General features: G+C 68.9%; 9 protein-coding genes. 5 read left to right on the forward strand and 4 right to left on the reverse strand.

Annotation, left to right across the window (positions count from 1 at the left end; genetic code table 11):
- Positions 1 to 18 precede the first annotated feature (18 nt).
- The gene (locus tag O3I_RS40160; protein ID WP_141691736.1) at positions 19 to 2343 is read left to right on the forward strand and encodes a serine/threonine-protein kinase PknG; all 2325 of its coding nucleotides are present in this window, start codon (positions 19 to 21) and stop codon (positions 2341 to 2343) included.
- A gap of 296 nt (positions 2344 to 2639) precedes the next feature.
- Here the strand turns inward: O3I_RS40160 and O3I_RS40165 are convergent, their stop codons facing one another.
- Positions 2640 to 3857, reverse strand: a complete 1218-nt coding sequence (locus O3I_RS40165; RefSeq protein ID WP_014988804.1) for an acetate kinase — start codon at positions 3855 to 3857, stop codon at positions 2640 to 2642.
- Positions 3858 to 3959: 102 nt separating this feature from the next.
- Positions 3960 to 6032: a phosphate acetyltransferase gene (gene pta, locus O3I_RS40170; protein ID WP_014988805.1), complete on the reverse strand. Its 2073-nt coding sequence runs from the start codon at positions 6030 to 6032 to the stop codon at positions 3960 to 3962.
- A 651-nt stretch (positions 6033 to 6683) separates the two neighbouring features.
- Here pta and O3I_RS40175 point away from each other — a divergent pair.
- Positions 6684 to 7193: a nitroreductase/quinone reductase family protein gene (locus O3I_RS40175; protein ID WP_014988806.1), complete on the forward strand. Its 510-nt coding sequence runs from the start codon at positions 6684 to 6686 to the stop codon at positions 7191 to 7193.
- Between the two features lie 65 nt (positions 7194 to 7258).
- Here O3I_RS40175 and O3I_RS43245 read toward each other — a convergent pair whose 3' ends face one another.
- Complete coding sequence (locus tag O3I_RS43245; RefSeq protein ID WP_063632408.1) at positions 7259 to 8203, reverse strand: hypothetical protein; 945 nt, start codon at positions 8201 to 8203, stop codon at positions 7259 to 7261.
- Positions 8204 to 8384: 181 nt separating this feature from the next.
- Positions 8385 to 9395: a glucose-6-phosphate dehydrogenase (coenzyme-F420) gene (fgd, locus tag O3I_RS40185; RefSeq protein WP_014988808.1), complete on the reverse strand. Its 1011-nt coding sequence runs from the start codon at positions 9393 to 9395 to the stop codon at positions 8385 to 8387.
- Between the two features lie 299 nt (positions 9396 to 9694).
- On the opposite strand from fgd, the gene O3I_RS40190 reads away from it, so the two are divergent.
- The 3 genes from O3I_RS40190 (at position 9695) to O3I_RS40200 (ending at position 12036) form a co-directional block, all read left to right on the forward strand.
- On the forward strand, positions 9695 to 10480 hold the full coding sequence (locus O3I_RS40190) for an HAD-IIA family hydrolase (protein WP_237748434.1): 786 nt from the start codon (positions 9695 to 9697) through the stop codon (positions 10478 to 10480).
- A gap of 55 nt (positions 10481 to 10535) precedes the next feature.
- Positions 10536 to 11105: a methylated-DNA--[protein]-cysteine S-methyltransferase gene (locus O3I_RS40195; protein WP_014988810.1), complete on the forward strand. Its 570-nt coding sequence runs from the start codon at positions 10536 to 10538 to the stop codon at positions 11103 to 11105.
- A gap of 112 nt (positions 11106 to 11217) precedes the next feature.
- Complete coding sequence (locus O3I_RS40200; RefSeq protein ID WP_014988811.1) at positions 11218 to 12036, forward strand: alpha/beta fold hydrolase; 819 nt, start codon at positions 11218 to 11220, stop codon at positions 12034 to 12036.
- Positions 12037 to 12307: the final 271 nt, after the last annotated feature.

Here is a 12307-nt window from a genome sequence, read left to right on the forward strand (position 1 = left end):
TCGACCGCTTCGTCCGATATGACGGTGTACTCGAACCGCACGCCGAAACCGGTTGCCCCCGCGGCGAACCCGGCCGCCGAGCCGCCGCACACCGAATTGGCCAGGGCCGAGAGCCGTCCGGCCAAGTCCGCCGCGGCCGCGGAAACCGTGGTCGGCGTGGAACGGCCCAATTCAGAGCCGGGTTCGGCCGCGACCATGCGCACCTCCGGCCGCAGCTTCCGGACCGCGCGCTCGCGGCCGACGGTGCGCAGGCTCGGCGGCGGGCTGGTGCCCATCCAATCGGTCACCCCCGCTGACCCGCGGGCCGCGGTGCTCACCGACCCGGTGGTGTCGGAGGGCAGGCGGTTCTGCTGGCGCTGTGGCAGCCCCGTCGGCCGGGCCAGTGCGACCCGCCCCGCGGTCACCGCCGGAACCTGCGAAACCTGTTCCGCTCCTTATGATTTCCGGCCGTCGCTGCACGAGGGCGACATGGTGTCCGGCCAGTACGAGGTGCAGGGCTGTATCGCGCACGGCGGGCTCGGCTGGATCTACCTGGCGATCGACCGCAACGTCAGCGATCGCTGGGTGGTGCTCAAGGGCCTGCTGCACGCCGGCGACGCGGAAGCGCAGGCCGTGGCCGTCGCCGAACGCCAATTCCTCGCCGAGGTGGCCCATCCCAGCATCGTGAAGATCCACAACTTCGTCGAGCACACCGACGACGACGGCGCGCCGATCGGCTACATCGTGATGGAGTACGTCGGCGGGCGCTCCCTGCGCGACATTCTCAACTCCTATGCGCGGCCGCATCGGATGCCGGTCGCCGAGGCGATCGCGTACCTGCTCGAAATCCTGCCCGCGCTGGACTATCTGCACAACATCGGGCTGACCTACAACGACCTCAAACCGGACAACATCATGGTGACCGAGGACCAGGTCAAGCTGATCGACCTCGGTGCCGTCGCCACGATCGAGTCGTACGGAAACCTGTACGGCACCAGGGGATTCCAGGCACCCGAGATCGCCAAGACCGGGCCCACCGTCGCCTCGGACATCTATACCGTCGGGCGCACCCTGGCCGTGCTGACCCTGGAGATGCCGATGGAGCAGGGGCGCTACCTCGACGGCATCCCCGACCCCGCCGACCATCCCCTGCTCGAGCGCTACGAGTTCTTCCACCGCCTGCTGCTCTGCGCCACCGATCCCGATCCCGAGCGCCGCTTCCCGTCCGCCCGCGCGATGTCGGCACAGCTGTCCGGGGTGCTGCGGGAAATTCTGGCGCTGGACACCGATACCGAGCATCCGCAGCTGTCGACGGTGTTCGGCCCGCAGCGCGGCAGTTTCGGCACCGAGGAAGTGATCAGCCAGACCGACGCCTACGCCGACGGCCAGGGTCGCAGCAAACAGCTCGAGGCGCGCGAAGTCGTTGCGGCACTGCCCACTCCGCTGCTCGATTCGGCCGACCCGTCGGCACCGCTGCTCGCCTCGACGGTGCATCCCGAGCCGGAACAGTCGCTCGAAGCGTTGCGCACCGCCCGCGCCCGCGCCGAGTCCGATCCCGGCAATGTCCCGGAGACTTTGGATCTGGAGCTGACGCTGGCCGAGGCCCGGGTGCGGCTGGACCTCGGCGAGTCGGCGGCCGTGCTGCCCCTGCTCGCCCGATTACCCGAGAACGATTGGCGGGTCGACTGGTATCGCGGTCTGGCGCAACTACTCGACCTGGCCTATGAGCCGGCGTTTGCCAGCTTCGACGAGGTGCTGCGGGTGCTGCCCGGCGAGATCGGGCCCAAACTGGCCCTGGCTGCTACCGCGGAATTGATACTGCAGCAGTGGGATTCGCCGGATCCCGAGCAATGGCGACGCTACGCCGAGAAGTTCTACGACACCGTGTGGCGCACCGACCGCGCGGTGGTGAGCGCCGCCTTCGGGCTGGCCAGGCAGCTGGCCGCGGCCGACCGGGTGACCGAGGCCGTGCACGCGCTCGACGAAGTGCCCGCCGCCTCACGGCATTTCACCACCGCACGGATGACCGCGGTGCTGTTGCTGCTCACCGCCGCCCCGGTGGCCGAGCTGGACGAGGCCACCCTGCACATCTCGGCGTCGCGAGTGTCGAGCCTGCCCGCCGGCGAGGGTCGCGCAGTTCAGATGCGCGTGCTCGTGCTCGGTGCGGCACTGGCCTGGCTGCAGGCGGGCAACACGCCGAAACGAGCGGACGCCACGCTCTTCGGCGCTCCGTTCACCGAGCGCGACCTGCGGATGGGCACCGAGGCAGGCCTGCGCGCCCTCGCCCGCAGCGCACCGGGCCGCAACCACCGCTACGCACTCGTCGACCTGGCGAACTCGATCCGCGCCAAAACCTGGGTGTGAGCCGCACTCTCACGAAAAACTCACACTGTGTCCGGCAGAGTCAGCCGCGGATCAGGTTCATCCGGCCTGCCGGGCGCCGATCCGCCGCAACCCTCCCGGGACCCGATGCCCTCGCGGACCCGACACACGGCACCGGACTGCCCTCCGGCCCGTGTCGCGGCGGACGATGCGTCCGGTGGGCCGGCTGCGCCGAGCGGCGGATCCGGCCCGGTCGGTCTTCCCTCCCGACCGGGCGCTCGCCGCGGCATATCGGCTGCCACGCGAGCCGAAAACAGGACACCGGCAAGTCAATTCGGCTAGCGCGGCGCTTCTGCCTCGGCGACGCCGTGCGCCGCGCGGGCGATCGCCAACTCTTCGTTCGTCGGCACGACCAGTACCGCCACCTCGGCATCCGGCGGTGAGATACGCCGCGCCGTACGGTCTTTCGCGGTATTCGCGGCCGTATCGACCTCGATGCCGAAGCGGGACAGGCCCGCCAGCGCGTCCGCGCGCACCTGCGGGCTGTTCTCGCCGACGCCCGCGGTGAAGGTGATCGCGTCGACGCCGCCCAGATCGACCAGGTAGGCGCCGAGGTAACGGCGCAGCCGGTGAATGTAGACGTCGTAGGCGAGGCGCGCGGCGCTGTCCCCGCTGTCGATGAGGCGTTGCAATTCGCGGAAGTCGTTGACCCCCGACAGACCCTTGATGCCGGAATCCCGGTTGAGCAGGGTGTCGATCTGATCGATATCCATTTCCGCCGAACGCACCAGGTGCGCGACGATGCCGGGATCGAGGTCACCGGACCTGGTCCCCATCACCAGGCCCTCCAGCGGGGTCAGACCCATCGTGGTGTCGACCGGACGGCCGCCACGGATCGCCGAGGCCGATGCGCCGTTGCCCAGATGGAACACGATCTGGTTCAGCTCCGCCGAATCGCGGCCGAGCAGCTCGGCGACCTGCCCGGACACGTACTCGTGCGAGGTGCCATGGAACCCGTACTTGCGGATACCATGCGCGGCAGCGACTTTCGCGTCGATCGCGTAGGTCTTGGCGGCGTCGGGCAGGCCGTGGAAGAACGCGGTGTCGAACACCGCGACCTGCGGCACACCGGGCAGCAGCGTGCGCGCGCTCTCGATACCGGCCACGTTCGCCGGATTGTGCAGCGGGGCAAGCGAAGACAGCTTCGAGATCGCCGCTACCACCTTGTCATCGATCAATGTCGGCCGATAGAACACCTCACCGCCGTGCACCACCCGGTGCCCGACCGCCCGCACGCCCGCCTCGGCCAGGTCGTGTCCGGTATCGGCGAACATCTCGAAGACCAGGCGCAATCCGGCGGTGTGATCAGCGATCGGACCGCGGTGCTCGGTGGTCTCGCCGTCGGCGTGATGCTCGATCCCGCCGTTCTCCTCGCCGATCCGCTCGACCATGCCGGACGCGGTCACCGCGCTCGACTCCGGGTCCAGGAGTTGATATTTGATGGACGACGAGCCGGAATTGATCACCAGCACCAGGTCGTCGGCAGGTGTACTCATCGGTCCTCCTATGTTCCGCGGGTGCTCCGCACTCCCTCGGCAACCACCGCCGCCGCACGCCTGTTCCATAGCGGGCACCGGCTGTGGCCGACGAGACACATCTCAGTCCCCTTGCGCCTGGATCGCGGTGATCGCCACCGTGTTGACGATGTCGGCGACCAGTGCGCCGCGGGACAGGTCGTTGACCGGCTTGCGCAGGCCCTGCAGTACCGGGCCGATCGCGATGGCGCCCGCGCTGCGCTGCACCGCCTTATAGGTGTTGTTACCGGTATTGAGGTCGGGAAACACGAACACCGTTGCGCGCCCGGCCACCTCGGAGTCCGGCAGTTTGGTGGTGGCGACCGTCGGCTCGATCGCGGCGTCGTACTGGATCGGCCCCTCCACCGGCAACTGCGGCGCGCGCTCGCGGACCAGTTTGGTGGCCACCCGCACCTTGTCCACGTCGGCGCCGCTGCCGGACTCACCGGTCGAATAGGACAGCATCGCGATCCGCGGGTCGATGCCGAACCGGGCCGCCGTGCCCGCCGAGGAGATCGCGATATCGGCCAGCTGCTCCGAGGACGGGTCCGGTACCACCGCGCAGTCGCCGTAGGCGAGGACCCGATCGGCCAGGCACATCAGGAACACGCTCGACACCGTGGACACCCCGGGCACGGTCTTGATGATCTCGAACGAGGGCCGGATGGTGTGCGCCGTGGTGTGCGCGGCGCCGGAGACCATGCCGTCGGCGATCCCCTTGTAAACCATCATGGTGCCGAAATACGAGATGTCGGACATGGTTTCGCGCGCCCGCTCGACCGTCATGCCCTTGTGCTTGCGCAATTCGGTGTATTCCTTGGCGAACTCGTCCAGGTGCCCGGAGGTACGCGGATCGAGCACCTGCGCGGCCGAGATGTCCACGCCCAGTTCCGCGGCGCGCGCCCGGACCGACTGCTCGTCACCGAGAATGACCAGATCGGCGATCTTGCGCTGCAGCACCCGGCCCGCCGCACGCAGAATGCGGTCGTCGTCGCCCTCGGGCAGCACGATCCGCTTGCGGTCGCCGCGGGCTCGCTCGATGAGCTGGTATTCGAACATCTGCGGGGTCACCACGTTGGTGATCGGAACCTCGATGCGCCGCAACAACTCCGCGGCGTCGACATGCTCCTCCATCAGCGCGAGCGCGGTGTCCACCTTGCGCGGACTGCCCGCCGACATCCGGCCGCGGGTGCGGTAGGCCGCGCTGGCGGTGTCGTAGGTGCCGAGTTCGGTGGTGAGGATCGGCAGCTTCGGCTTCAGGCCGGTCATCAGCCGGGCCACCGCGGGATGAGGCAGCATGCCGCCGTTCATGATGATGCCCGACAGGGACGGAAAGCCTTCCGCCTCATGCGCGTTCACGACACTGAGCAGCACGTCGGAGCGATCGCCGGGCGCGATCACCACCACACCGTCGGTGAGCCGCTCCAGGATGTGTTCGGCGGTCATGCCGCCGACCATGATCTTCAACGCCTCTCGCTGCAGCAATTCCTGGTCGCCGCTGTACATTTCGCCGTCGATGGCGCTACACAGCTCGGCCATCGTCGGCGAGATCAGCAGCGGCACCTCGGGCAGCGTCCACGAGGGCACCGCGAAACCGCCCAGCGCGGAACGCACTTCATCGAGTTGCTCCGGATCGCAGCGATTGGCCACGATCGCGACCAGTTGCGCGTGCTCCAGGGCCAGCTCGTTGGCGCACAGCTCGGCCAGATGCTTCACCTCGGCGGGTGTGCGGCCCGAGCCGCGCACCACCAGCAGCATGCCCGCGCCGAGGTTCACCGCGATCCGCGCGTTGAAGCGCAGCTCGCTGGGACTGGCCACGTCGGTGTAGTCGCTGCCGACCACCACCACCGCGTCGCAGACCTTCGCCACCTCGTGGAAGCGCATCACGATCTCGCTGATCGCGGCGTCCGGGTCGGCGTGCACCTGCTCGTAGGTGACACCGATCGCCTGCGCGTAGTCGATATCGGCGGTGCTGTGCTCGAGCAGCAGCTCCAGGATGTAGTCCGGTTCGGTGGTCGACCGCGTGATCGGCCGGAACACCCCGACCCGCGCGGTGGTCGCGCACAGCATCTGCAACACCCCGAGGGCCACCGTCGACTTCCCGGTGTCCCCCTCCGGCGAGGCGATGTACACGGTGGATGGAGCGTGATCGGCCATGCCCAGAGCTTAGTGAACCCGCCGCTATCTCTGCTGCGTCGCGAGACCGTCATCACGAACTGGACCGAATCGGACAACCCGGCGACCAGCCCGGCCCTCGCGCGGCGGCCGAACGGGAAGCGGCGCCTGCCCCGCACCGCACGGGCCGCTCGCGCAAGCAACGTCTCGCGCATGGCACGGCGAGTGGCCGCGATGGTCCGCGCCTGGCGCGGTAAGCGGCCCGCTGCTCGGCAACACCTCGTGCACGGCCCTGACGCATGACGGCACCTAACTCACACCGGCCACCACTCACGCCTGGCGTGGCAAGGAGCCGCTACCTGGCGCCACCTCGCGCATGACACAGCAAAGGACGCCGCCCCCAGCACAACCCTGGCGCGGTAAGTGGCCACTATTCGCCGACGCCTCCGGCATGGCCCACGGATGTCCACGGCCTCCGGTGACCGCCAACGCACGGCACAGCAAGTGGGCCGCGGCCGACTCACCTCGCAGCGGTCCGCGCGTGGCGCAGTAAGCCCGCTGCTCGGCAACATCGCGTGCAAGGCCCAGCGGATGACCGTCTCACATTGCGCAGCGAGCGGCAGCAGACAACGCACGTCCGGTGACGGCTCACGCAGGGCGCGACGGATGGGGGCGGACCGATATAGTCCGGGCATGGTTGAGCAGTTCCCGCATCGGGAGTGGGGTTCGCGGGACAGCGGACTGTCCCGGGTAGCAAGCAAATTCGCCGCGACCAAACCGGGTTCCTGGTGCGTCCGCAAGCTCACTCCGCTGGACCGCGCGATACTCGAACGCACCGACGCCAAGTACACCGTGCTCGGCCCGATCGGTGCACCGGTGATCCTGCTGACCACCATCGGCCGCAAGTCCGGCGCGCCACGCACTCAGCCGCTGCTCTACGTGCACGACGGCGACGTGCTCTATGTGATCGGCAGCAACTTCGGCCAGCAGCACCACCCCGCCTGGACCGCGAACCTGCTGGCCACCCCCACCGCGACGGTCGCCATCGCCGGCGAACGCATCCCTGTCACCGCAACCCCCGTCGTCGACCCCGCCGAGAAGGACGCCATCTTCCGCCGCTTCGTCGACGTAGCCGCCGCCTACGCCGCCTACCGCGACCGCACCACCCGCGACCTCCGCATTTTCGCCCTCCGCCGGGCGTAGACCACAGAGTTTCCGGTCACCGCACAGCAGATACAACGGCTGTGCGGCATGGAGAAACTCTGTGGCTACACCACGTCCGCCGGAACCCAGCTCCCGCTTCGCGGTATCCGGCGGGCGATCTCGGCGGCGCGGGCCAGCCGGGCCAGCCATGGTCGTGGGTTGTCGAGCTCACCCCAGGTCCAGCGAACGACTAGCCAGCCGAGCGCGCGCAACGCGTCTTCGCGAGCCTTTTCCGCGATCACCACCTCCGCTGGCGGGCGATGACCGGCCAGGTCGGCACGGTACTTCACCAGGCCGTCGAATTCGCCGATGACACCGAACTCGGGGAACAAGAAATCCACCCGCGCGACGGCTACGTCGTCGCGAGTGATGTGCGCTTGCAGCTCGGGTTCCGGATAACGGGCCGCACGCAGCGCGACTCGACTGCGCGATTCGCCGACGCTTTCGGAACGGCCGTCGAGGAATGCCACCACCCGCCGCGCTGCCGGATTCCCCTGCCGTCCCGCGACGCGCGCGATCTGCGCGCGGAGTTCGTCGCAGGTTGTCTTCCCGGAGTGGAGTGCCCCGTCGCCGACGACAACGGCCTGCTCGAACGGAATGGTGCGGGCAAGATCGATGACCGTGCGGGCAACGCTGGTAACCCGCAAGGCACCGACCTGGACGATCTCGTCCGGTTCGATCTGCATCGAATGCAGTGCGACCTGCCTGGTCACCCGACCGCCGTTCGAACGGGCCCGGATGAGGTGCGCACGCGTCAATGGTATTGCCCAGCAGGGCAATCCGTGCGCAAGCGCCGCCGAGACGTGGCTGACAATCGCTTCGTCGCTCGATACCGCGGCAACTGCCTGCGTCAGCAATAGGTGCCGGTGCTCGGCAGAAGGAGCGAGCGTTGACGCGGACGCGGTATACGAACCGCGCCGAACTCGCTGCCAGCCGATGCCGTGCAACTCCCGATCGGTGAACCCGGCGGCGAGTGCGTCCCGGCGGGCCAGAGGCAAGGGCAGATCCATACCGCGATGATCGGCCCCCATGTGCTCCGCGCACCACCGCCGAACCCCGAAATGTGCACAACTCGCGCCTGTGGATAACCACGTCACGAGCGGATCTCGCAGAGTCCACAGATGATCCACGCGCCGCACAGCAGCTGTATCTGCTGTGCGGCGCGTGGAAAGTCTGTGCGGGCAGGACCAGCTAGGCGAGAGCGCGCAGGCGCGGCGCCAGGTCGCGCTGGAACAGGTCGAGGAAGCGGCGCTGGTCGTGGCCGGGGGCGTGGAAGACCAGGTGGTTGAGGCCCGCGTCGAGGTAGGGCTTGATCAGGTCGACGGCCTGGTCGGGGTCGCTGGCGACGATCCAGCGCTTGGCGATCTGCTCGATCGGGAGGGCGTCGGCGGCGGCCTCCATCTCGATCGGGTCGGTGATGCTGTGCTTCTGTTCGGGGGTGAGGCTGAGCGGCGCCCAGAAGCGGGTGTTCTCCAGCGCCAGTTCGGGATCGGTGTCGTAGGAGATCTTGATCTCGATCATCCGATCGATGTCGTCGACGGTGCGGCCTGCCTTGGCGGCGCCCTCCGCGACGGCGGGCATGAGCTTGTCGGTGTAGAGGTCCATACCCTTGCCGGAGGTACAGATGAAACCGTCACCGGCGCGACCCGCGTACCGGGCCACCAGCGGGCCGCCCGCCGCGACGTAGACGGGGATGCCGCCCTTCGGCACGTCGTAGATGGACGCGCCGACGGTGTTGTAGTACTCGCCCTGGAAGTCGACGCGGTCGCCGGTCCACAGCGCGCGCATGAGTTCGACGGCTTCGCGCAGGCGCGCGAAACGTTCCTTGAAGTCCGGCCAGTCACCCTTGTAGCCGGTGGCGATCTCGTTGAGCGCCTCGCCGGTGCCGACGCCGAGCATGACCCGCTCGGGGTAGAGGCAGCCCATGGTCGCGAAGGCCTGCGCGATCACCGCCGGGTTGTAGCGGAAGGTGGGGGTGAGCACCGAGGTGCCGAGCTGGATCCGCTTCGTACGCTCGCCGACCGCGGCCATCCAGGCCAGCGAGAACGGCGCGTGGCCGCCCTTGTGCCGCCACGGCTGGAAATGGTCGCTCACCGAGGCACTGTCGAGGCCGTGCTCCTCGGCGAGTACCGCGATCTCCACCAGTTCCCGTGGTCCGAACTGTTCTGCCGAGGCTTTGTATCCGAGCTTGAGTTCACCCATGTGCGCCACTCCTGTCGCTTCGCTGCACACCTGTGCGCGGGCATTCCCGCGCACCGTCGTCGGCCGCAGGCGCGCTGCGGTCATGTCTCGCTACAACCGCCACCCGCCCGCGGACGTTCCCGCGCGGCGGTGATCGTCCGAGTGCGTCCGGCGCGCCTCGACGGCCGACTTCGACCATAGTCAGCGCGGGGCCCGGTTGTGCGAAGGGTCGCATCGACCCGGAGTTGCCCCCGATTGCGCGTCCGTTAGCGGACAATTGTCTGGTGACTGATGAACCGATCCTGTCCTATCTCACCGACATGGACGGTGTCCTGGTGCACGAGGACCAGCTGGTGCCCGGCGCCGACGAGTTCCTCGCCGAGCTGCGCGCCAACGAGACCCCGTTCCTGGTGCTGACCAACAACTCCATTCGCACGCCGCGTGACCTGCAGGCCAGGCTGCGCCAGACCGGGCTCGACATCCCGGAGGAATCGATCTGGACCTCGGCGCTGGCCACCGCGACGTTCCTGAACGAGCAGCGCCCGAACGGCACCGCGTACGTGGTCGGCGAATCCGGTCTCACCACCGCGCTGCACGAGATCGGGTACGTGCTCACCGAGATCGAGCCCGACTATGTGGTGCTCGGCGAGACCCGCAACTACTCGTTCGAGGCGATCACCACCGCCATCCGGTTGGTCGAGCGCGGCGCGAGCTTCATCGCGACCAACCCGGACCCGACCGGTCCGTCGCGGGACGGCTCGCTGCCCGCGACCGGTTCGGTGGCCGCGTTGATCACCCGCGCCACCGGTCGCGACCCGTACTACATCGGCAAACCCAATCCGCTGATGATGCGCTCGGCGCTGCGCAGGCTGGGCGCGCACTCGCAGTCCTACTATGACGAGCAGCGGCGCTACGCCGATCTCGCCGCGATCTACGGGCGCAACGACACACCGGAAACCCCCACCGAACCGGTCCGCCCGGTCGCGCCGGAAACCGTCGCCGAACTGGGACGCACCGAGCGGAAGCTGACCTCGGTCCGGTCCGAGACCCCCACCCGGCACCGGAGCGGTGGGCACCCGACCACCTTCGACAGGAAGGCCAGTTGAATAAAACTGGCCTTGTCCTACTGGACCTGTCGGTGGCACGGTGCACACTGACTACATGAGCGACCCGCGTTGCCTGTCCGCCGAGGCAACCCTCTTCGACACCGCGATCGGCATCTGCGCCATCGCCTGGAGCGGTACGGCCGTGATCCGGTTCCAGCTCCCCGAAGCAAGCCCGGCCGCGACCCGTGCGCGCATCACGCGCCGCCGCGCCGGCCTGCCGGACGACGAGGTCCGCGAAGAGACCCCCACCGGCGTGATCGCCGAAGCCGTCGCGGGCGTGCGCGCCCACCTCGCCGGCGAACTCGACGACCTGCGCTGGATTCCGGTGGACCTCAGCGGGATTCCCGAGTTCAACCGGGCCGTGCTCGAGGTCACCCGCGCCATCGACCCCGGGCGCACCCTCACCTACGGGCAGGTCGCGCACCGCATCGGGCAGCCCGGTGGCGCGCAGGCCGTCGGACAAGCCTTGGGCCGCAACCCGATTCCCCTCATCATCCCGTGCCACCGGGTGCTCGCCGCGGACAACGCGCTCACCGGGTTCTCCGCCCCCGGCGGCGTCAGCACCAAACAGCATCTGCTGGAAATCGAACGCACCCCGGGCTTCGGCGAGCCGACGCTGTTCTGAGCGCCGCCGTGGCCGGTCGAAGGCCGCGATGAATTCCCTGCGCCCACCCCGTCTACACGAGTACAGGCCGCATCGACCCGCGGCCGGTCACCTCTTCGAAAGTGAGACTGCTGTGCAGACAGTGACCTCCGCCGACGGCACCGTGCTCGCCTACGACCGGCTCGACGGCGTCGCCGGAACCGTGATCCTGGTCGGCGGCGCGTTCGGCTACCGGAAGTTCCCCAAGATGGTGGCGCTGGCCGAGACGCTGCACAAGCAGTACGGGTTGACCGTCCTGAACTACGACCGGCGCGGTCGCGGCGACAGCACCGACCAGGCCGCCGGGTACGACGTCCGGCACGAGATCGACGACCTCGCCGCGCTGGTGGCCGTCGCGGGCGGGTCGGCCATGCTGTTCGGCTGGTCCTCCGGGGCGGGGCTGGCGTTGCGGGCCGCGGGGTCCGGACAGATCCCGGGGATCACCAAGGTCGTCGCCTTCGAGCCGCCGTTCGTGGTCGATCACGAGAACTTCGTGCCCGCCGCCGACCTCGAGACCACCCTGCACGAATTGATCGCCGCCGATAAGCGGTCCGAGACGGTGCGCTTCTACATGACCAAGGCGATGGGCATTCCGCGCGGCTTCGTCGCCCTCATGCGCTGGACCCCGTTCTGGCGCGACCTGCGCGCCACCGCCCACTCGACCGCCTACGACTGGGCCGTCATGCGTGAGTTCATGCGCGGCGAGCCACTGCGCACCGAGGACTGGTCCGGCGTCAAAGCCCAGACCCTGGTCATCGCGGGCGCGAAAAGCGATGCGCTGCTCCGCACCGGCGCCCGCGCCATCGCCGCCGTCCTCCCCGACGCCGAGTTCACCGAGATCCCCGGTCTCAGCCACAACCCCAACATCCGCCTGCTCGCCCCACCCGCAGGCGAATTCCTCACCACGGCATAGGCTTCCGCACCGGCCACCCGCGCCCGCTCCGGCCCGGCACCACGCGTAACTTCCCACAGCTCAAGCCCACCCACGCCCGCGCCGCCCGGCACAGCATACGTATGGGTCCTGCCCACCCACGCCCGCGCCGACCCGGCACCACGGCCACAGCATCCGTACGGCTCCGGCCCTCTCGCGCCCGCGCAGCGCTGGCACACGGCACAGCATCCGCACGGCTCCGGCCCTCTCGCGCCCGCGCAGCGCTGGCACACGGCACAGCATCCGCACGGCT

This window comes from Nocardia brasiliensis ATCC 700358 (assembly GCF_000250675.2).
In the GTDB taxonomy this organism is placed as follows: Bacteria; Actinomycetota; Actinomycetes; order Mycobacteriales; family Mycobacteriaceae; genus Nocardia; species Nocardia brasiliensis_B.